This window comes from Thalassospira sp. CH_XMU1448-2, assembly GCF_037027285.1.
GTDB classification, from domain to species: Bacteria; Pseudomonadota; Alphaproteobacteria; order Rhodospirillales; family Thalassospiraceae; genus Thalassospira; species Thalassospira profundimaris_C.
The window spans coordinates 611,813-632,461 of record NZ_JAYMEA010000002.1; the positions used below are offsets into that span (position 1 = coordinate 611,813).

The window sequence follows — 20,649 nt, forward strand, 5'->3', positions numbered from 1 at the left end:
AATCAAGGTGTTACACGACGTATCAAGCAATCGAGATCAACTGACTTTAATTGTCCGCAGGCCGATATTGCGTCCGCCTGCGTGGAATATTTTCCGGTCAGGAGCCTGAAGAAGAGTCCCTGCCCCTCAATTGCAATGGTGACGACTTCATGTTCGGCATTACTCAGAACACCTCTAGAAGATGACTGGAATTTCGACCAGGCGTCCTCAGCCCGCCCACGTGATCGATATGCTGCCAATTGTACTGCATAGTAGGGGCCGTTTGTTATAACGGGCGCTGCTTTGGCTGTTGGTACAATTCTGGGCGCGGAAGATGCTGTATTCTGATTGGCAACCTGTTTGGCTTCCGACTGTGAAGCCATCGGCAATTCGATCATGGTACTGGATGGCTCGCGGTCAACCACTTCAAGCTGACCTTGCTCAATCGGTCGAGAGTTGGTTGCAACGACCGCGCCGTCATGTTCAACACTTTCTGCTGTTCCTGCAATGGTTGGAGCATCGACTATTGGTACCGGCACAGATACCATCTCTAATGCGGCATCGGTTTCAGCCGGTTTGGAAACAGGGACAGGCACCATTTGCGGCGTTGCTGCTGTTGAGGTAGCTAACATGGTGCTTGATGGCGAAGCTACAGCGACGGTTTGCGGTGCTGGCGCAGATGCAGACGAAATGCGTGGTTCGACCTTTGTCAGCTGGGCCGTGTTTGCGCTGACTTCCATGTTCATACGTTCAATCGGCTTGGTGCTGTCTTCCGGGGCCGCAACAGTCACTCCACCGGTTTCATAAAATCGACGGTCGCGCTCGACCTTTGGCGGATCAGGAAGTTCCGGGCCCGGTGCAACCGTTGCGGCCGCAACAACGGCGTCGATTTCGTGAGATCGCGCAAATTGCGGCGCGCTCTCATCAAGGGTCTTCAATCGGCGTTGGGCGAGGGAGCTGATATTCCCCGAAAGCTTGATACCCTGACCGCAATCCAGATTGACTTTGTTTTCCGGGGGGGACGCCGTCAGCCATACGTAAAGTTTTCTGGCGTTTGTATAGTCACCATCCATGTCAAATGAGATGGCCTGTATCAGGTTTTCTTGCGGCGTTCGGTCAAGCGGGATTTCAGCTGCCGTTGATTGCGGTTGATCCGTTTTGGTTGCCGGACCAAAGAAAAGACCGCATGCAGCGCGGTTGAACTCGACGCTGGCTTTTTGATCCATGTTCGCAGGTTGCTGTGCGCCAAGTGATTGTTCGTTGCTGCCAGCACCGAACCACAAGCCTGAAAGATCATCTGTGCTGCAGGCAGTTAGTAGTGGCAAAAGTGCTGCGGCTGTAAACCAGCCCCGTCTCAGACGGGCATTCTTGTTGGTTGTCACAGCTCTGATTTTCACGCTTCACCTGATGATTATATTATCAGCGTCAGTTATAGCCAGCAGCAGGGCTTGCCGCAACTGTTACAAGCGCCATCGTTGCTGTCAAGCAGGCTGAAAAATCAGATGGATATGAGGTTTGGTGAAGCTATCAAGGCAAAAGCAGTGAGGTAAAAATCCCGTTTTGATCAACGTGTGATCAGCGGGATCATGATGCCGGCCAACAAAACCAAAACGGTAATTGCAATGACGATATTGATTACGCTTTTGCTAGCCTTGTTTGCTGTTTCCCTGTTCATACCGGCGTTCGCTTTACCTTTTCGGCCATTTCGACTTGCACCGGCACTTCCGCCACCTGTTTCAGCGGTCAGGATTTTGATGACCTGTTTTTTGTCTTTGCGGGTAGCCTGATCATATTTGCTTTCGACAATACGAACTTCGGTATTGTTTCTATTCGCCAGTGCTTCTTTGGCTGAATTCATTGCTGCGTTGTAATCGGCGACCGTTTCAAGGTCCATTTGTTGACCCGTCGACCGGATACATACAACAGTGTAGCTTTTGCGCATTATCGCGTCTGACATATCTCTTCCACTCTCCAAAACGCCCGTCTTCCTGCGACATATGACGTTTTGGAGCCAAAATAAAAAGATATTCTAACGAATAGGGCCGATATTTTTTATTGTGTGGAAGATTATGGGCCTGGCAGTCGTTATCTAACTCCCGATTTTCCCGGAAAGTTCTTTGTACTCTTTGCAATCTGTGCCGCAAACCTGTTCCAGACGCGCAAGATTTTCGCGCGCCATTTCAGGTTTTCCGGTCTGCAGGAACAATTCACCCTGATATTCGAGTGCCCCGACATGTTCAGGATCAATCATCAAGGCACGTTCGTAATTCTGCGAAGCGCTTTCAAAATCGCCGGTTTTACGCTGGCTGTAAGCAAGGTAATTGAACAAGTCCGCATTGTCCTGATCGTCTTTGAGCATCGCTTCGATCTTGTCGATGGCCATGTCATACATACCGGTGTCGACAAGCTCCGTAACAGCAGACAAATCCGTCCCGTCCGAGCTCCAGGTGTTGGAGTTGCCCATTGCAAGTGCACTGGTGGAGGTCATCGAACCGGCCAGCAATACAAACATCGCACAAGCCGAGATCATTTTAGGGGTTTTACCCTTGCGGTTCATCGTCATACCTTTCATTGATCATCTTGTGGCATCTACATGTGCGTTGGGACGCTTCGAATTTTTGATTTATCACAACTGTAAGCTTCTCGTAATCACTTGTTGGTGAAGAATATGTCAAAGAAAGGGCGTGCCGTTGGGAATCATTGAAACACTTGCGCTGAGCATGGGCGGTGCATGGGCCAGCGGGGTCAATCTTTACGGAACGGTGGTTGTTCTGGGCATGATGAACAATTTCGGGTTCATCGATCTGCCGCCAGATTTGCAAATTCTTGCAAGCTGGTGGGTACTTGCCCTTGCAATGTTCCTGTATCTGATCGAGTTCGTCGCGGACAAAATTCCGGTCGTTGATAGTGTTTGGGACGCGGTCCATACCTTCATCCGGATTCCAGCCGGTGCTTTGCTGGCGGCAGGAGCCATGAGCGGTATTGATGCCGGACTGGGGGACGAAGCGCAAACCGCGATCAGTTTGCTTGTTGGCGGGACCATTGCCGCTGGCAGTCACTTCACCAAGGCAGGTAGCAGGGCCGCGATTAACACATCGCCTGAACCGGTTACCAACAGCATCGCCTCTGTCACCGAAGATGTTGCCGTCTTTGGCGCCCTTTACACGGTCGTTTTCCACCCCGTGATCTTCTTCGTCTTGTTTGCGTTGTTCATATTGCTGCTGATCTGGCTGGTACCAAAAATCTGGCGTTTCATTGCCGAAGTTTTTGGAAATGCCCGCCATCCCGCAGCGGCATACGGGCAAGCAAGGGCGCAACATGCGGGGCCTGATCGCGGTCAGTTTGGAAAGATAACGCTTTCCGGTACGACGGATAAGGTACAACTTCCCAAAGGGGATCCTAAGTTACCGCCGCGCTGATCTCTGTATGACCAAACAAAAAAGCCCGCAAGCAATTGCCTGCGGGCTTTTTTATTGTTTTAAGCAGTTGATCAGAACTCAGCTTCGATCACGCGATCACGGATTTCAGCAGCCATTGCCTCGGCAAGTTCGTTGATGCCAAAGGTTTTCTGATGCTGGAAACCGATACGGCGAACCGAAGCGGTTTTTTCTTCGGCTTCGCGTTTGCCAAGGGCAAGGATCATCGGAACCTTGGCATGGCTGTGTTCCCGGACCTTGTAGTTGATCTTCTCGTTACGAAGGTCAAGCTCGACGCTGAGACCTTTGGCTTCAAGAGCTGCCTTGACCTCATGGGCGTAATCGTCGGCCTCATTGGTGATTGAGCAGATGACCGCATGAACCGGAGACAGCCACAAGGGCAGGCGACCGGCATAGTTTTCGATCAGAATACCGATGAAGCGTTCGAGCGAACCGAGAATTGCACGGTGCAACATGACCGGACGGTGTTTCTCGCCATCTTCGCCCATATAGGACGCATCAAGACGTTCCGGCAGAACAAAATCGGCCTGCAGCGTGCCGCACTGCCAGTCACGACCAATTGCATCGCGCAGAACGAACTCAAGTTTCGGCCCGTAGAACGCGCCTTCACCCGGATTGATTTCCAGTGCAAGACCGGCTTCTTCGGCGGCTTCGCGAAGGGCCGCTTCTGCCTTGTCCCAAATCTCGTCCGAACCGGCGCGTACTTCCGGGCGGTCGGAGAATTTGACGAGAATGTCGGTAAAACCGAAATCCTTGTAAACCGACTTCAGAAGGTCACAGAAAATCTTGGTTTCCGAGACGATCTGGTCTTCGGTGCAGAAGATATGAGCATCATCCTGAATGAACTGACGGACACGCATGATGCCGTGCAGACCGCCGGACGGTTCATTACGATGACAGCAACCAAATTCCGCCATGCGGAGCGGCAGATCACGATAGGATTTGCTGCCCAGACGGAAAATCTGCACATGACACGGGCAGTTCATCGGCTTGAGCGCCAGAACCTTTTCGGGATCATCTTCATCCGGGGTCGTGGTGAACATGTTCTCGCGGAACTTTTCCCAGTGACCGGATTTTTCCCAAAGCACACGATCAACGAGCTGCGGGGTACGAACTTCCTGATATCCGGCGTTATCAAGACGATCACGGATATAGTTTTCGACCTTGCGATACAGCTTCAGTCCCTTGTCATGCCAGAAGACAGACCCTTGCGCTTCTTCCTGCATGTGGAAGAGGTCCATTTCGCGGCCAAGACGACGATGGTCGCGTTTCTCTGCCTCTTCAAGCATGTGCAGGTACGCATCAAGGTCTTCCTTGCTTTCCCAGCAGGTGCCATAGATACGCTGCAGCATCTCGTTGTCCGAATTGCCACGCCAATAGGCACCGGCAACCTTCATCAGTTTGAAGGCCTTGCCAATCTTGCCCGTGGACGGTGCATGCGGGCCACGGCAAAGATCAATGAAATCGCCCTGACGATAGCAGGTAATGGTTTCGGTTTCCGGCAGGTCACGGATGATCTCGGCTTTGTATTTCTCGCCCTTATCAAGGAAGAATTTGATCGCTTCGTTGCGATCCCAGACTTCACGAACAATCGGCTCGTTCCGTTCGATGATCTTGTGCATCTGCTTTTCGATCTTGACCAGATCGTCGGGCGTGAACGGCGTGCTGCGTGCAAAGTCGTAATAAAAACCGTTTTCAATGGACGGGCCAATGGTGACCTGCGTGTCAGGATAAAGTTCCTGAACAGCTTCGGCCATCACATGGGCGCAATCGTGGCGGATCAGCGGCAGAACCTCTGCATGGCCCTTGGTCACGATTTCGATAGTCGCGTCAGTGTCAATCTCGCGCGAAAGGTCGCGTACTTCACCGTTGACGATGATGGCAAAGGATTTCTTTGCCAGCGAAGAACTGATGCTTTTTGCGACATCAAAACCCGATACCGGGCCGTCAAATTCGCGAACGGCGCCATCGGGAAGGGTCAGGGCAATCATGGTTGGCTCAACTCTGCTTTATCTGCGGGCATGATTCAATAATGCACATATAGAACCCGCATGTTTACGCGGGGTAAATGCACAAGAAAAGGAATTTCAGGATGAGGTCAAGTTCGCTCTTTGAAAAAAGCGATTTTCGGGACGGCACAAAGCACTGTGCAGCCATCAAGGCGCGCAGTGATTGCATTGGTGATCAAGTTTTTGTCGGCAAAGCCGTGCATTGATACTATCCCGTCAAGTGATGAGCCAATATAACAGGTGAAACATTCAGAGCAAGACACAAGCACATGACAAAAGCCAATATCTGGCTTGCAGTCGTGAAGGTGAACCTGTTCTATCTTGGAAGATCAAAATAAAGGCGCCACCAACGCCTCGTAAGGGAGCCCCAAAATGTCCAGTCCGGAAGTTCGCCGGAACATTATGTTTCTGAGTTTGTGTGTCGCACTGTCTGCCAGTGCGATGTCGCTGATTTTCACGGTTGCCGCTGTCATTGGTTATTCATTGGCAACCGATAAATCGCTTTCCACCCTCCCGGTTGCCTTCATGATGATTGCCATGATGGCGATGACTGCACCCTCAGCCATGGTCATGGCAAAGTTCGGGCGAAAGTTCGGATTCTGGATGGGCTCGGGGATCGCCATGATGGGCGCGCTTTCAGGGATGGGGGCTGTTTATTACAGTAACTTCTGGCTGCTATGTGTAGCCTGTGCCTGCATCGGTGCGGGAAATGCCATCGCCATGCAGTACCGCTTTGCAGCAGCTGAAGCAGCCCCGCCGGAATTTCGTGCGCGCGCTATTTCCTACACGATGCTGGGCGGATTGGCTTCGGCCTTTATCGGGCCAAATCTTGCGAGTTTTGCACGTAACTGGTTTGAGACGGTTCCGTTTCTTGGCACATTCGTTGCCCTGATCGGGTTACAGGTGCTGTTGGTGATTGCGATCGGACAGTTGCGTCTACCCGATATGCGTGGTCACAAGCATGCAGAAGCGGCGCGTCCGCTTAAGGTCGTTCTGGGCCAGCCTGCTGTGATCGTTGCCATCATTGCCGGGGCACTTGGCTATGCTGTCATGAGTTTTGTGATGACAGCCACACCACTTGCGATCCTTGATTGCGATTATGCATTCGGCGATGCGGCCTTTATCATTCAGTGGCACGTTGTCGGGATGTATGCGCCGGGCTTCTTCACCGGTAATCTGATCAAGCGGTTCGGGGCCCTGAAGATCATTCAGGTTGGCGCGTTGTTGAACTTTGTCTGTCTGGCAGTCGGATTGTCCGGGCAGGACCTGATCGGGAATTTCTGGGTATCGCTTGTGCTTCTTGGGATTGCCTGGAACTTTATGTTTGTTGGTGCAACAACATTCCTGACGGAAAATTATCGTTCTTCCGAACAGGCGCGCGTTCAGGCGATCAACGAGTTTGCCGTATTTGGCACCGTGGCGATTGCATCCCTGTCGGCCGGGTCGATTTACGCCGACTCTGGTTGGGTGACGCTGCTTTACAGTGCAGCTTTGCCCGTTGGTCTGGTTCTGTTGATTGTGGCTGGGTACGCAATTCGTCGGAAAGCCCAGACGGCTTAGGGGATTGGGGCTGCAGAATATAAAACCAAGGGCCGCATAATGCGGCCCTTTTTGTATGTGTCGCTGGGAAGTCAGTGATGACCGCTCAGGATATCAAGGGCGTGCGATCTGAATTCCCGATTGTAGAGAACCAGCGTCACCCAGGTGGCACAAACGATAAACGCGATTGGATGGTAAAACCATGCAAGGGCTGACAGCGCAAAGAAATAGGCCCTGATACCGCGATTGAAGTTATGTGCTGACATCATGCTCATCCGCGAGGCACGCGCCGCAGCACGTGCCGCATCAGGTTCACAAGGGTCAGGTGCGGCACCAATCAGGATCGAGCAATAGTTCGACAGGCGAAATGCCCAGGTGAATTTAAAGAATGCATAGATGAAGATGATGACCAGCAAAACCACCTTGCATTCCCAGACCCCGGCCGTCGTTTCGACCGCAAAGGGCAGGGCGGAGACGGTTTCAATGGCCTTATCGGTATAGCCAAGAAGCGCAACAAGGCCGATCAATACCAGAATGGTGGTCGAGGAAAAGAAACTGATGCCGGTAATCAGGTTGCCCGCAATAGAGGTGTCGACCATTCTCAGATTGCGTTTAAGCATCTGTTCCATCCAGCGATGGCGATTGCGCGCCATATGAGCCGAAATAGAGTTGCGACGTCGCGGTCCTGCATCAGCAAAAATTGTATAGCCGACCCACCAGGACATTGCCCAACAAATTGCAACGATATCAATAACGGTAAAAGCCGGCATCATTTGGTCCATACGTAAACTGACGACATAACAAAGCAGTTTGGAACTGTTTTATATCCTACTGACATTGCGTTATTCTTCGCAATCTTCTTTGCAAGCGCCTATATCGTCGAAATGTGGAACCTGCATAGCTGATCATCATGTTGCCAGTGCGGGTTGAGTTTTACCGCAATCCAGAGTATCAGCAGCGCAAATTTTCATTGGAGACCGACATGAGCGATCTTGAGAACGATCTTGGCGAAGATATCGACTTCGAGGAATTCGAAGCGCACACCGAAAAGCTGCTGGAAGACGGTCGTACCAAAGACGATCTGTTCGAATTTGTAGGCTTCATGAACATCAACGAAGTCGGCACGCATATGATCGCGGCCGAGATGGTTCTTGATGAAGACGCTATCGACCAGATGAGCAAGAACCTGCGCAAGCTGGAAATTGACCTTGAGCCGTTGGGCGAACTTACCGGAGGCCTAAAAGGCGGTGAAGACGTCAAACGTGCACTGGGTGCGCTGTTCCTTGAACTGGTCGAGCTGTGCGAACTTGACGATGATGACGAAGACGCGGGCGAACTTTCCGAAGAAACTCTGCTTCTCCTGAACTTTATCAAGCGTTTCAACCCGCAGATGCGCCGTCTTACGGTCGCGCTGACGGATACGGACGATGATGACGTATCTTGCGAGTACGAAGTCACCAACTGGTAAGACTTGCCGATCAGGCAATTTATCATGTAGGCAAAAGGCAGGGCTTTGTTCCCTGCCTTTTTTCGTTTCGGAGCTGCCACCGTGACCGCCTGTATGCCAATTCGTGCCGCCAAACGTTTTCAGAACTATCAGGATCGCCTTGCTGCAGGACAGGAACCTGTTCCCAATGCGGAAATGTTGCGGCAATGGTTGGTTGAAAACGCTGATACGTTTAGCCCAGTACTGGAATGGGACCTTAAGACGTGCGCGAAGATCGTTTATGATTTCTCGGCCACTGGGGATGTGGTGATTGGCGGAACCAGCGATCCTGCACGACAAACTGAAATCATGTGGCAGCAGCTTGCCAAGGCAAACGCGCCTGTCGGTGTCGGTCGCTACCGCGAAGATCGCATATGCTATCAATCCGATCAGTTCAAAAATGATGGGGAGGCCCGTAGCCAGCATCTGGGCATTGATCTGTTTGCGCCTGCCAGCACGCCGGTTTTTGCGCCGCTCGATGGTGTCGTACACAGCTTTGCTGATAATAATCTTCATCTTGATTATGGCCCGACGATCATCTTGCAGCATCAACCTGAAGACGGTGTGATGTTCTATACGCTTTATGGGCATCTGAGCCGGGACTCACTTGATGGTCTTTACAAGGGCAAGGAGTTTTCTGCGGGTGAGATTTTGTGCCGGTTCGGAGATTTTCCCATCAATGGGGACTGGATTCCTCATCTGCATTTTCAGGTGATTTTTGACATGCTCGGACGTGAAGGGGATTATTTCGGGGCAGCAAAGCCGTCCGAGTGGGATATCTGGGCAAGCATTTGCCCGGATCCGAATCTGATATTGCAAATGTCGGAAAATGTTGTCGCCACACGGGAAGGTGTTTGATGCAGCCTCGCTTAAAGGCAGGCCTTTGGGTGCGCGGACAGATTGCAATTTGTCAGGCAAATCTGATCACAGCCATGGTTGCTCATAAAGGAAATGAAGAAGCAGGGGCGGTCTTGTTGAAGTTAAACCGGTTTGATGCTGGCTGTTTTGTCTATTCACGCGTCACAACCCTTGACGGTGAGCTTGGCTGGATGATGGTGGCCGGGGGGGCAGAGGGCGGACGCGAAACAGAATTCAACTGTGATACATATTGTCGCAAACAGGTTGAATTCGACCGGGATGTCTGGGTGCTGGAGATCGAAGACCACAAGGGACAGTACGAGCTTGATGCGCCTGTTGTCGAATTCTAGTGCCAAACAAAAAGGCTGACACATAGGTGCCAGCCTTTGATCATCGCAGCAACGAACTTTGCAATCAGGCGGTGCGCTGCAGAAGGTGGTAACCGAAATCGGTCTCAACCACATCAGAGGTCGCGCCGACTTCCATGCTGAATGCAGCAGCATCGAATTCCGGAACCATCATGCCGCGGCCGAAGAAACCGAGATCGCCGCCCTGCTGGCCGGACGGGCAATCAGAGTTGGCTTTTGCCAGTTCTGCAAAATCGGAACCGTTTGCGATCTGATCCTTAAGAGCATTGATTTCGTTCAATGCTTCTTCTTTGGTGCGGGTTGCACTCGAACGTGCCGAACCGGCATACATCAGGAGAATGTGCGACGCGCGAACTTGTTCACTCATAACTGGTCCTTTCTTCCGCCAAGGCTTGCACCTGGCGGATTTTCTGCAAGATTGGAAGTTTATGGAAAACGCCAAGGGTCCAAATACATGTACAGTCGTATACTCCTGTACATGGGCTTGGGCCCTAGACATTGTCCATGCCTTGTGGCTTGTTACGACAAATTGATCCGAGATGAAAGAGAAGAGGCAGATTGATGCTTGCTGTTGTGTCCCCGGCCAAGAAGCTGGATTTTGAAACAGACGTGCCTGAAATGGCTGTTTCACAACCCGCATTTCTGGACGACACTGAAGAACTGATTGAAGTTGCGCGGAAAAAAAGCCGCAGCGATTTGATGAAGCTGATGGGGATCAGTGAAAACCTTGCTGATCTGAATTACCAGCGCTTCCAGCATTTTTCACGGCCTTTTGATCGCACCAATGCCAAACCGGCAATCTATGCTTTTCGTGGCGATACCTATGTCGGACTTGATGCCGACACCATGAAAGCAGACGACATAGACTGGGCGGAAAGTCATTTTCGCATGTTGTCGGGATTATACGGGTTGCTCAAACCACGCGATCTGATGCAGCCATATCGTCTTGAGATGGGCACACGACTGTCAAACCCGCGTGGCAAAGACCTTTATGCTTTTTGGGGTGACAAGATCGCCACTGAAATCAACAAGCTTACACAGGGCCATAAGGATCGCAGCCTGATCAATCTGGCCTCGAGCGAATACTTCAAGTCAGTAAAGACCAAACTGCTTGAAGGCCCGGTAATTACGCCGGTATTCAAAGAAGTCAAAGGCGGGGCAGCCAAGGTTGTTGGCTTCTCAGCAAAGCGCGCCCGTGGCATGATGGCACGATACATGATCGACAATCGACTGGAAAATCCGCAGGATTTGAAGAAGTTCAAGCTTGATGGCTATTGCTATCAGGATGACCTGTCGAGTGAGACGGAGTGGGTCTTTACCCGCGTTCATGACCAATAACACAAACTATTTCGGTGATAACTAATGACCGACGAGCATCTTGAACAGCTCGAGGATGACAATCATCTGCCCGAGGCACATCCGTTTTCCGGGTATTTGAGAACATTCTTTCGGGGGCCGGGCCGTTCACGCAGTCTGACCCGTGAGGAAGCTTTTGACGCTTTCTCCATGATCCTGCGCGACGAGGTTGAACCCATTCAACTGGGGGCTTTCTTATTGATGCTGCGCTATCGGGCAGAAACGCCCGATGAACTTGCGGGCATGATCGAAGCTGTTCGCAAGGCCGCCCGACTTGACCCGGATGATGGTCAGGACGCTGGTGCAGAAGGGCGACCGATGCTCGATTGGCCGTCTTATGCGGCGGGGCGTACACGCGGCTTGCCCTGGTTTGTACTTTCGGCACATTTGTTGTCGCAGAATGGTGTGCCGGTCCTGATGCATGGATATAATTCCCATCTGGTCAATGGTGTTGGCACCGAAGCTGCGATCAAGGCCTTGAAACTGCCAATCGCGATGTCCGCAGAAGAAGCAAGATCAGATATTGCTGCCCAAGGGTTCGCATATCTGCCATTGCGGCACATGCACCCGAAATTGCAGGAACTGATCGGCTTGCGGTCGTTGCTGGGTTTGCGAAGCCCGGTCAATACATTACTGCGGTTGCTTAATCCGTTACAGGCGCGTGCGGCTTTCCTAGGTGTATTTCATCCGGCCTTTCTTGATGTGCATCGTGAAACCGGGAAGTTGCTTGAACTTCCACGGATCGGCGTGATCAAGGGCGGTGGCGGTGAGGCAGAACGTACGCCTTTCAAGCATGTCGACCTGCGCATGCTAGATAACGGTGAGCTTTGCGACGTCAGATGGCCTGCGATGCTGTCCAAAACGGAAAAAGAGCTCGACGAGCAAAGTCCGGTAACCCTGAAACATTTCCTTTCAGTCTGGCGCGGAGATGTCGAAGATTCTGGTGCCGAAGCACGGATCAAAGGGAGTGCTGCAATGGCGGCATTCCTGGCAGGCAAGGCAGATTATATCGACGAAGCCGAAAGGTTGGTTCAGGAATGGTGGGACAAACGCGATCGCAATGTCGGCTAATAGCTGACTGCTAGCTCATCACATCTGATCAAAAGAAAAGGGACGGGTTGCCGTCCCTTTTTGCATTTTAGAACGAAGAATTCGGTTCTTTGAGGAATGCCAGCTCTTCGGGGGTGGATACACGCCCGAGAATCTCGTTGCGATGCGGGTAACGGCCAAAACGGTCAATGATCCTTTTGTGTTTGATCTCGAACTCGTAGTTATGCTCAAGACCCGGTTGGGCAAACAGTTCCAGTGCGATTTCGTGGATCAGTTCAGATTCCGAATGCATATAGGGCATGTAAAGAAATGCACGCTCTTGCGCGTTGGACAGTTTCTTGTCCGTTCCATTTGCCACGGCTTCCTGTGCCAGTATCAGGGCCACGGTATCCGATGCAAAAGATTGCGGCTGGTCGCGGAACATGTTTCGCGAAAACTGGTCAAGAACAATGATCTCAGCCAGACGGCCATTTGCAGTCGCGCGCCAGGAATAGAGTTCACCTGCATGCGCCGCAGTGTGGAAGTCCGAAAACCGTTCGGAAATGTGGGCGTCAAGTGAGGTATCCTTGATAAACCACTGTTTTTGATCAAGTTCCTTGAACCAGAAGTCCAGAACAGTTTCAGGTTTCATGTCGTTTAGCCCTTAAACAGAATGCATTTCGTATGGTTATACGGTGTGTTAAGCAATTTTTGCCAGCGGCAAACAACCGGTCAAGTTATGCTATCCGAAAGATAGTGGGCCAATGGTTTGGCAAAGAGTTGACAGTTATGATCCCGACATGGATTATGCCTGTGTCTTGGGTGCTGATCCTTCGGGATTGGCTTAAAAGGGAACGTGGTGCGTTACGACAATGCCACGGCTGCCCCCGCAACTGTAAGCGGTCCGAGCATTACACATGCCACTGGTGAGAACCGGGAAGGCGTAATGCTTTTAAAACCGTGAGCCAGGAGACCTGCCTTTGACTGCCAGACACGGCTTGTCTGGTGCTGAACTGTTGGACGCCGGGGTGAGCGTCAGGTTGCAGGGAAAATGCGGTCTTGTTTAACCGGTATCTTGCTTCCAGCCATCCTATCGTTCTTTATCCTAACACTGCGTGTCGGGCAGTTGCCCGGTATGCATCGTTCGTGGAAGAGACGATTATATGTTTAAGACCGTTGGCAGGTGCGCTGTTGCAAGCGCCTGTTTTATATTGATGCCATTGGCCGCACAGGCCCATTTCCAGTTGGTATATACTCCGGAAGTCAATCAGGTCGTTGCTGGTGATGTTCCGGTAAAGCTGATCTTCTGGCATCCGTTTGAAAACGGACATGTCATGGATATGGCCAATCCGATTGAGTTCTTCGTCATTCATCGTGGTGAAAAGATCGATTTGGAATCAACGCTTTCTCCGACGACGTTTACCGGGTCTGAGAACTCGGCGGCGGCATTTGATGGCACGCTGACACTCAAACGCAGTGGCGATTACGTCATGGTGGTTGTGCCTGCGCCATATTACGAACAAAGCGAAGATATCTATATCCAGCAGATTACAAAATCCTATGTGAACCGGAATGAAATTCCGACGGACTGGATGGAAGCACAAGGGCTGAAAACGGAAATTTTGCCGCTAAACAGACCGACCAACATCGTCGCCGGGTCGACTTTTAGTGGTCGTGTTCTGAGTGACGGGCAGCCGGTTTCCGGTGTCGAGGTGGAAGTTGAATACATGGCTGCCGAACCGGATATGGCAAATGGCCGACCGAAGGAGCCAACTGCAAAACCAATGCCCGGTGGGGCTATTGTGGCGCTTACTGATGAAAACGGCTATTTCACCTTCGGTATTCCCAAAGCCGGGTTTTGGGGGTTTGCGGCACTTGGCAGTGGCCCTGATAAAGAATTCGACGGTAAAGAGCTTTCTCAGGATGCAGTCCTGTGGGTTCGTGCCTATGATGTGAAATAGGCGTGGGGACAAAAACAGATGCATATTGTGGACGGGGCACTGGCTCCTGAAGTTCTGATTGGGGGCGGGGTTCTTGCGGTTGCCGGGCTTGGTCTTGGGTTGCGCAAGCTGCCGATCGATAAAATTCCGGCAACCGGTGTGCTGTCGGCAACGTTTTTTGTGGCCTCGCTTATTCACGTCCCGGTGGGCCCCTCAAGTGTTCATCTGATCATGAGCGGCCTTGCCGGTCTTGTTCTTGGTTGGACGGCATTTCCCGCACTTTTTGTCGGGCTGTTGTTACAGGCGATTTTCTTCGGATTTGGCGGTCTTACGGTTCTTGGGGTCAATACGGTCAATATTGCCTTCCCGGCTGTGATTGCCGGATTCATGTTCCGTGGTGTCGTTGCGCGCAGCAACCCGACGGCTGCTGCTGTTTGGGGCGGCATTGCCGGGGCACTTTCTATCTCGTTGACAACGTTGTTTGTGGCGATTTCCCTGACGCTGAGCGGGGATTCGTTCATTCCGGCCGCAAAACTCGTGTTCTTTGCCCATATTCCGATCATGGCTGTTGAAGGCTTTGTTTCTGCCGCTGCCGTGTATCTGATCATGAAAGTCAAACCGGCCTTGCTGATGGCGGGTGATCAGGCCAATGAATATGCGGTGCAAAGCTCGATCATCCTTGCTGAACAGGCAAATGAGGCCAACAATGGCTAAGCTGGCCACAGGGATCATTATAGCCGGGGTTGTGTTCGGCGCGCATGGGGCTCAGGCGCATAAGGTGATCGCGTCTGTCTTTCCAAGTGGTTCGAATGTCGAAGGGGAAATCGGGTTTTCCAACGGAGATATGGCTGCCGATACGGTGGTTGAGGTGTTTGACAATCAGGGGAACAAGATTGATCAGATCATGACCGATGGGGACGGATTTTTTATCTATACGCCAAGTGAGAAGGTCGATCTGGTCTTTCGGGCGGATCTGGGCGCCGGGCACATCGCCGAGGCAGGCTTTGCCATTTCTGATTTGTCCGACCAGGCAGGGCTGACGGGCGAAGCGCAATCGCGAGCAAATGAAAAAACCAGCATAAAACAAGCTGGCCCGGATGGTTCAAGCCGTTCCGGGAATGTCGCGATAAGCCGAGAACAGGAAGAAGCCATAGCCGCCATTGTTCGTGATGAACTTCGGCCCCTTCGGCGCGAAATTACCGCCTATAAGGAGAAGAATGATCTCCAGTCGGTTCTTGGGGGTATTGGCTATATATTCGGGTTCTTCGGGATCGCATATTACATTGCTGCCAGACGGTTGAAAGCCGAAGCGTCAAAGCCATGAGTCATTTATTCGGGCATGACCAGCCGTTAAGCGCGCAAGGAGGCGGGGTTAAACCACCATCCTTTGTTGGATCGTTTGATCCACGCGTGCGTGTTGTGGCGGCTTGTCTGTTTGCTGTGATGGTGGTGTCCTTGCAACAGATCGAATTCGCCATTGGTGCCTTTGTCATCGCCATTGCCACAATGTTGCTGACCGATCTGCCACTTCGACTCACCTTGAAGCGTATGGCGGCAATGGACGGCTTCATTATTGTCATGTTGGTCATGTTGCCGTTTACTACACTTGGAACACCGATATTTTCGATGCTGGGTGCGGACGCCAGTAAGGAAGGCCTTTTACATGCTGTCCTGATCGGGATCCGGGCAAACGCGGTTGTTCTTATGATGCTTAGCCTGCTTTCGGGGCTGACGCCTGTAACCTTGGGGCATACCTTGTACCGGTTAAGGTGCCCGGCGGCACTGGTGCATCTGATGATGTTCACGGTGCGTTACATTTCGGTACTGCATGACGAGTATCACCGTCTGCGGATGGCGATGAAGCTGCGCGGGTTCAAGGCACGAAACACGTTCCATACCTATCGATCATTCGGTTACCTGTTCGGTATGTTACTTGTTCGGTCGCTTGAGCGGGCAGAACGTGTGCTTGAGGCTATGAAATGCCGGGGGTTTAGCGGACATTTCCCGATGATTGATCAGCTGGTGTTTCGCAGGCGTGATGCCATCCTTGGTGCAACCTTTTTCGTTATGATCGCAGCCCTTATCCTGATGGATCGTATTTATGTCCTTGCTTATTGAACTAAACGATATTTCCTATGGATACCGGGCAGGACATAGTGTTCTTGATCGTGTCAGCCTGTCACTTTCTGCAAATGAACGTCTGTTTATCACCGGGCCCAACGGGGCCGGGAAAAGTACCTTGCTGCGTATCCTTGTCGGGTTGATCAAGCCGCTTGGTGGAGAAATCAGCGCATTCGGACAAAAACGCGTTTCTGATGCAGATTTTCATGATCTTCGTTGCCGGGTTGGCTTCATCGTTCAGGACCCGGATGATCAACTGTTTTGCCCAACGGTTGTCGAAGATATTGCCTTCGGCCCGCTTAATCTCGGTGCAAGCAGGGAAGAAGCATTGGCGATCGTCGACGATGTTCTGGATCAGCTTCATCTCAAACATTTGCGTGAACGCATCACGCACGAACTCTCGGGTGGTGAAAAACGGCTGGTTTCTGTTGCTGCGGTGCTTGCAATGAAACCTGATGTTCTTCTTCTTGATGAGCCGACAAATGCGCTTGATGAAGAAAACCTGCAACGGCTTGAAGAAATCCTGCTTGAGCTGCCCCAAGCGATGATCCTTGTGTCTCATGATCCGCATTTTCGCAGGAAACTGGCAACCCGCACCCTGGAGCTACGGGCAGGAAAAATGTCCGAAGCCAAACAGCTTCCACCCAAGAAATGCACGGCGTCCGAACGTGCCCGGCAACAGGCAGAGTCAGTATAAGCTATGTTTTCAAAGCCCTGTAATCGGATTTGACCCACCATCTGAAATGTAGCCAAGGACAACGCCCACCATGTCACCGTTCTCCATTGCTGCCTTTCGGCATCTCTTCTCTGCTCAGGTTACATCCCTGATCGGGACCGGTCTGACGACGGTGGCCTTGTCGCTGTTGGCCTATGACCTTGCCGGCGCGGATGCCGGGCGGGTGCTTGGCTCAATTCTGGTTCTGAAGATGGTGGCGTATCTGGTGATTGCACCCGTTGCCGGTGGTATGGCGCATTTGCTGCCCCGTCGGGCTTGGCTTGTCGGGCTTGATATTCTGCGTGCTACGATTGTTCTGTGCCTGCCATTTGTTGATCAGATATGGCAGGTTTTTGTTCTGGTCTTTGTCGTGAATGCAGCGTCAGCAGCTTTCACGCCGGTGTTTCAGGCGATCATTCCAGAAATCGTGGAAGACGAGAGAACCTACACCAAGGGTCTTTCATATGCCCGGTTGGCTTATGATCTGGAGAACCTGATAAGCCCGGCACTGGCAGCTGCTTTGTTGTTTGTCTGGTCGTTTGGCAGCCTGTTTATGGCAAACAGTCTTACATTTGTGCTTTCAGCCATTCTGATTGTCTCAACGTCAATTCCTCGTGCTGCTGCGACTGATCGTGAAGGCGGTGTTTATGCCAATACCCGCTTTGGTGTGATGGCTTATTTGAAAACACCGCGACTACGTGGTCTTCTGGCCGTACATTTCGCTGTTTCCTGTGTTGGTGCGATGATCATTGTCAACACAGTCGTTCTGACCCGTTCAGTGCTTGGCGGGACCGAGATTTTGACCACGGTCTTTCTGGCCTGTGCCGGTGGTGGGTCAATGATTGCGGCTTTTATCATTCCGAAAATGATTGATGCATGTGGTGAACGCCGCTTGATGATGTTCGGGATATTTGCCGCAGCATTGGTCATGCTGATCGGGGCGATGTTGATTGTGAACGGGGTACAAACTGCCATCGCATTTGCCGCATTGTGGGTGCTGGCAGGGGCTGGAACCACATTCGCACAGACACCCGGCGGACGATTGGTTCAACGATCAGCAGGAGCGGGTGACAGGTCTGCTTTTTTCGCTGCAAATTTTGCGCTGTCACATGGTGGCTGGTTGATTGCCTACGGGGTTGTGGGGTGGCTTGGCAGCCTTGCTGATCTTTCGGTTGCGTTTATGGCATCAGGTGGACTGGCACTGATTGGCGCGATGGCGGCGATCATGTTGTGGCCCAAACAGGACCCGCTGGAAATTGATCATAGCCATCCGGGATTCTGGCATGAGCATCCCCATGATCATGACGACCCGCATCATGGCCATATTCATGGTGGCGACGCGCAAGTGATGCAGGAAAATAATCCGAACCATCATGGTGTTCATTCCCGCGACCATGGTCGCGATAAACAAAAACATCGTCATCGACACTATCATCCACCGGTGAAGCACAAGCATCGCTTCGTCATTGATAGTCACCACACAAGATGGCCGGTTGATGGTAGCGAAATGGTCTAGGCGCTTTGATTGACGTGCGCGTCTTGCCAAGACCCGGACACCAATCCCGAAAATTCCGATGACCACCCTGATGTCACCCGTGATATCGGACATCTGATCACGATTATTTCTGAATAAGGACGCTAAAACAGATGCTTGGCGTCGTGATATTTTGCTGTATCGTTCCTTGACGCAAAGATAGAAGGGGGCGATTCAGTGGAAGTTGTTTACGTTTCAGACGACGGGAAGGACCATTGGATTGATTCAAAAATGCGTCCGACAACAACGCTGGAAATGGCAATTGTCAACAGCAAACCCGGACAGCTTATCCGTCTGATCGCCGGAACCTATCGTGTCAAACGGCCCATGCCGTTTCCGCACAGCGGCGAACAAGGGAACCCAATCGTTGTTCGTGGCGAAACCGGTGTCGTTCTTGATGCTGCGCAAAAACCCGATCCAAGCGTCTCGGCAAGCAATCCGGGGCAAGCGCGTTTCGCCGTTTTTCAATTGATTGATGTTGAGCATATCCGCATCGAGAACCTCAATATTACGCGCGCCTGGCCAAGTGCAGTTTACATTGAAAACAGCCGAAACCTGAGCTTCAGGGGGCTTGATATATCAGACGGAACCTATGCGTTTTATGCCAGTGGCGAACGTTGCCGTGGCATCAAAATCACCGAATGCCGATGGGTTCAGGACTCATCAATCTGGCGCGCCATCCGTTGGGATGAAATTCACGATGGCAAGGACGACGAGGGAAACGTCATCAAGGTTCCATTCCGTTATCTGAACGGTGCGTTCTTTGGGGCGGATGATATCGCCGGTGATGTCGAGATTTCTCGAAACGATATTCGCGATTGCTATAACGGTATCCGCATGGATGTATCGAGCTTCGATGTTGGCGCTACGATTGGCACATTTAACCGTGACATCCGTATTATGGATAACCGGTTTAGCTATATCCGTGACAATCCGATTGAGCCGGAGTTCGTGGCCCTTGGCTGGTGGATTGGTCGCAACCGATTTTACAACTGTCACAAACTGTTTTCACAAGATGGCGTACGCGGTGGATTTTGGTACTACTTCGCCAATATTTGCTGGTTTGATAGCCGTCCGGGGCCAGATGGCGACGAGTATAATGGCGGTGCTGTTTTCAAACTTGGAAAGGGTGGTGACGTTCCCCAACCAGATTATGTTTCTGTCTGTTTTCACAACAGTTTCTATCTGCGGCAGAAATACATCAAAAAGGGAACAACGCGCGGTCTGGTGAATGCACGCAACGCAATTGAACATGCAGACCCGGTTACCTTGCCTGATGGAATGATGCCACTCGATCAGTCGTTCTTTGGCGAATATGCTGACCTTTACCTTTCAGCCATGCCGCCTTTGCCTGTCGTGTTTTCAGGGGATCTGGCAAACCATCCTGCATATCCCGACGTTTTTGATCCCTACGACGGTGTGCTGAGTTGCCCTAGACCCGCAACAGGTCCACTGTTTGAGAACAGTCTCGCTGGCCAGTTCGAGCTTCGAGAAAGCCACCAAATTCCCTATGTCAACCCATTGGAGGTACCTCTGCCTGACGGCAGTGTCTGGTGCAGCAATTCCGAACATTGGCCGGGCGCGATTACCGATGGATGTCTGATACAGGGACCGGACTATGTTCCGGTTGATCTCGATTATGTCCGGTCCTTACCCGTTCCGGAAGTGCAGGCGACGTCATCGTAACCCCGGTGATCAGGTGTTTTCTGTTTACGTTTGCGTAAATATGTTGACTGGAATGTCGGAAAGTTGCGATGTTGACCCATCGCAGTCATCAAACAAGAAAAACCATGAACGACAAGCTATACAGTATCACCGAGTTGGCCGAAGAGTTCGATATCACGCCGCGTGCAATCCGGTTCTATGAAACCAAAAATCTTCTGGCGCCGCAGCGGGCCGGGGCAACGCGCGTTTATAACTATCGTGACCGGGCACGCCTGATGCTTGTTCTGCGTGGCAAACGTCTTGGTTTTTCGCTTGAAGACATCAAGGAATATATCGATCTCTACGATGCCGACCGCACGCGGACTGAGCAACTCGCTCATCTGATGCTTGTCGGTCGCCGCCGGATCGCCGAACTTGAGCAGCAGCTTGAAGATGTGCAGACCACGCTTGAAGAACTGCGTAAAATCGAAAACGAAGCCGTCGACAGCCTGCGTGAAAAGGGTATCGATCCCGAAAAGGCAGTTGCCGATATCCGTGCCAAACTTGTGGCCGATGGTGCCTAGCTCCGTTCCGAAAGTACCAAAGACAAAGCCCGGCAGTTGCCGGGCTTTTT

Annotated in this window: 22 protein-coding genes and 1 riboswitch; of the genes, 15 read left to right on the forward strand and 7 right to left on the reverse strand. The window is 51.8% G+C overall.

The window, feature by feature from the left end:
- Nucleotides 1–2: 2 nt before the first annotated feature.
- The 3 genes from WA318_RS10155 to WA318_RS10165 form a co-directional block, all read right to left on the reverse strand.
- Nucleotides 3–1,052 (reverse strand): SPOR domain-containing protein, encoded by a 1,050-nt coding sequence (locus tag WA318_RS10155; protein ID WP_336080792.1) that lies wholly within the window; start codon nucleotides 1,050–1,052, stop codon nucleotides 3–5.
- A 491-nt stretch (nucleotides 1,053–1,543) separates the two neighbouring features.
- Nucleotides 1,544–1,873 carry a hypothetical protein gene (locus WA318_RS10160; RefSeq protein WP_336080793.1) on the reverse strand — a complete coding sequence of 110 codons (330 nt, stop codon included), beginning with the start codon at nucleotides 1,871–1,873 and terminating at the stop codon, nucleotides 1,544–1,546.
- Between the two features lie 195 nt (nucleotides 1,874–2,068).
- Nucleotides 2,069–2,551 carry a tetratricopeptide repeat protein gene (locus WA318_RS10165; protein WP_258548665.1) on the reverse strand — a complete coding sequence of 161 codons (483 nt, stop codon included), beginning with the start codon at nucleotides 2,549–2,551 and terminating at the stop codon, nucleotides 2,069–2,071.
- Between the two features lie 112 nt (nucleotides 2,552–2,663).
- Between WA318_RS10165 and WA318_RS10170 the strand changes: the two genes are divergently transcribed.
- Nucleotides 2,664–3,398: a DUF4126 domain-containing protein gene (locus WA318_RS10170; RefSeq protein ID WP_336080794.1), complete on the forward strand. Its 735-nt coding sequence runs from the start codon at nucleotides 2,664–2,666 to the stop codon at nucleotides 3,396–3,398.
- A gap of 71 nt (nucleotides 3,399–3,469) precedes the next feature.
- Here WA318_RS10170 and thrS read toward each other — a convergent pair whose 3' ends face one another.
- Complete coding sequence (thrS, locus tag WA318_RS10175; protein ID WP_114097741.1) at nucleotides 3,470–5,407, reverse strand: threonine--tRNA ligase; 1,938 nt, start codon at nucleotides 5,405–5,407, stop codon at nucleotides 3,470–3,472.
- 390 nt (nucleotides 5,408–5,797) lie between these two features.
- Between thrS and WA318_RS10180 the strand changes: the two genes are divergently transcribed.
- Nucleotides 5,798–6,985, forward strand: coding sequence for an MFS transporter (locus WA318_RS10180; RefSeq protein WP_336080795.1), 1,188 nt, complete (start codon nucleotides 5,798–5,800; stop codon nucleotides 6,983–6,985).
- A gap of 71 nt (nucleotides 6,986–7,056) precedes the next feature.
- Here WA318_RS10180 and WA318_RS10185 read toward each other — a convergent pair whose 3' ends face one another.
- The gene (locus WA318_RS10185) at nucleotides 7,057–7,746 is read right to left on the reverse strand and encodes a DUF599 domain-containing protein (protein WP_336080796.1); all 690 of its coding nucleotides are present in this window, start codon (nucleotides 7,744–7,746) and stop codon (nucleotides 7,057–7,059) included.
- A gap of 200 nt (nucleotides 7,747–7,946) precedes the next feature.
- Between WA318_RS10185 and WA318_RS10190 the strand changes: the two genes are divergently transcribed.
- The 3 genes from WA318_RS10190 to WA318_RS10200 all read left to right on the forward strand — a co-directional run bounded on the left by WA318_RS10190 (nucleotide 7,947) and on the right by WA318_RS10200 (nucleotide 9,658).
- On the forward strand, nucleotides 7,947–8,432 hold the full coding sequence (locus tag WA318_RS10190; RefSeq protein ID WP_114097804.1) for a hypothetical protein: 486 nt from the start codon (nucleotides 7,947–7,949) through the stop codon (nucleotides 8,430–8,432).
- 81 nt (nucleotides 8,433–8,513) lie between these two features.
- On the forward strand, nucleotides 8,514–9,308 hold the full coding sequence (locus tag WA318_RS10195) for a peptidoglycan DD-metalloendopeptidase family protein (RefSeq protein ID WP_336080797.1): 795 nt from the start codon (nucleotides 8,514–8,516) through the stop codon (nucleotides 9,306–9,308).
- A complete protein-coding gene (locus WA318_RS10200; RefSeq protein WP_114097744.1) occupies nucleotides 9,308–9,658 on the forward strand; it encodes a DUF1491 family protein in 351 nt (116 codons plus the stop codon). The genes WA318_RS10195 and WA318_RS10200 overlap by 1 nt, the downstream gene beginning before the upstream one ends.
- A 64-nt stretch (nucleotides 9,659–9,722) precedes the next feature.
- Here WA318_RS10200 and WA318_RS10205 read toward each other — a convergent pair whose 3' ends face one another.
- Entirely contained in the window at nucleotides 9,723–10,043 is a 321-nt protein-coding gene (locus WA318_RS10205; protein WP_114097745.1) for a peptidylprolyl isomerase, read from the reverse strand.
- A 194-nt stretch (nucleotides 10,044–10,237) separates the two neighbouring features.
- Between WA318_RS10205 and yaaA the strand changes: the two genes are divergently transcribed.
- On the forward strand, nucleotides 10,238–11,014 hold the full coding sequence (yaaA, locus tag WA318_RS10210; RefSeq protein ID WP_336080798.1) for a peroxide stress protein YaaA: 777 nt from the start codon (nucleotides 10,238–10,240) through the stop codon (nucleotides 11,012–11,014).
- A gap of 24 nt (nucleotides 11,015–11,038) precedes the next feature.
- Nucleotides 11,039–12,103 (forward strand): glycosyl transferase family protein, encoded by a 1,065-nt coding sequence (locus WA318_RS10215; RefSeq protein ID WP_114097747.1) that lies wholly within the window; start codon nucleotides 11,039–11,041, stop codon nucleotides 12,101–12,103.
- A 67-nt stretch (nucleotides 12,104–12,170) separates the two neighbouring features.
- On the opposite strand, the gene WA318_RS10220 is transcribed toward WA318_RS10215, so the two are convergent.
- Nucleotides 12,171–12,713 carry a DUF924 family protein gene (locus tag WA318_RS10220; protein ID WP_336080799.1) on the reverse strand — a complete coding sequence of 181 codons (543 nt, stop codon included), beginning with the start codon at nucleotides 12,711–12,713 and terminating at the stop codon, nucleotides 12,171–12,173.
- A gap of 151 nt (nucleotides 12,714–12,864) precedes the next feature.
- Nucleotides 12,865–13,057: riboswitch (cobalamin riboswitch) on the forward strand.
- 167 nt (nucleotides 13,058–13,224) lie between these two features.
- Here WA318_RS10220 and WA318_RS10225 point away from each other — a divergent pair.
- From WA318_RS10225 to WA318_RS10260, 8 genes are all read left to right on the forward strand, one after another.
- Nucleotides 13,225–14,022: a DUF4198 domain-containing protein gene (locus WA318_RS10225; protein ID WP_336080800.1), complete on the forward strand. Its 798-nt coding sequence runs from the start codon at nucleotides 13,225–13,227 to the stop codon at nucleotides 14,020–14,022.
- An 18-nt stretch (nucleotides 14,023–14,040) separates the two neighbouring features.
- Nucleotides 14,041–14,715 carry a cobalt transporter CbiM gene (gene cbiM / locus WA318_RS10230; protein WP_336080801.1) on the forward strand — a complete coding sequence of 225 codons (675 nt, stop codon included), beginning with the start codon at nucleotides 14,041–14,043 and terminating at the stop codon, nucleotides 14,713–14,715.
- On the forward strand, nucleotides 14,708–15,325 hold the full coding sequence (locus WA318_RS10235) for a cobalt ABC transporter permease (protein WP_336080802.1): 618 nt from the start codon (nucleotides 14,708–14,710) through the stop codon (nucleotides 15,323–15,325). Before cbiM ends, WA318_RS10235 begins: the two co-directional genes overlap by 8 nt.
- Nucleotides 15,322–16,119 carry a cobalt ECF transporter T component CbiQ gene (cbiQ, locus tag WA318_RS10240; protein WP_336080803.1) on the forward strand — a complete coding sequence of 266 codons (798 nt, stop codon included), beginning with the start codon at nucleotides 15,322–15,324 and terminating at the stop codon, nucleotides 16,117–16,119. Before WA318_RS10235 ends, cbiQ begins: the two co-directional genes overlap by 4 nt.
- Nucleotides 16,103–16,819, forward strand: coding sequence for an energy-coupling factor ABC transporter ATP-binding protein (locus WA318_RS10245; protein WP_336080804.1), 717 nt, complete (start codon nucleotides 16,103–16,105; stop codon nucleotides 16,817–16,819). The genes cbiQ and WA318_RS10245 overlap by 17 nt, the downstream gene beginning before the upstream one ends.
- 70 nt (nucleotides 16,820–16,889) lie before the next feature.
- Nucleotides 16,890–18,353, forward strand: a complete 1,464-nt coding sequence (locus WA318_RS10250) for an MFS transporter (RefSeq protein WP_336080805.1) — start codon at nucleotides 16,890–16,892, stop codon at nucleotides 18,351–18,353.
- A 249-nt stretch (nucleotides 18,354–18,602) separates the two neighbouring features.
- Nucleotides 18,603–20,057, forward strand: coding sequence for a right-handed parallel beta-helix repeat-containing protein (locus WA318_RS10255; RefSeq protein ID WP_336080806.1), 1,455 nt, complete (start codon nucleotides 18,603–18,605; stop codon nucleotides 20,055–20,057).
- Between the two features lie 104 nt (nucleotides 20,058–20,161).
- The gene (locus WA318_RS10260; RefSeq protein WP_336080807.1) at nucleotides 20,162–20,599 is read left to right on the forward strand and encodes a MerR family transcriptional regulator; all 438 of its coding nucleotides are present in this window, start codon (nucleotides 20,162–20,164) and stop codon (nucleotides 20,597–20,599) included.
- The last annotated feature ends 50 nt before the right edge of the window (nucleotides 20,600–20,649 follow it).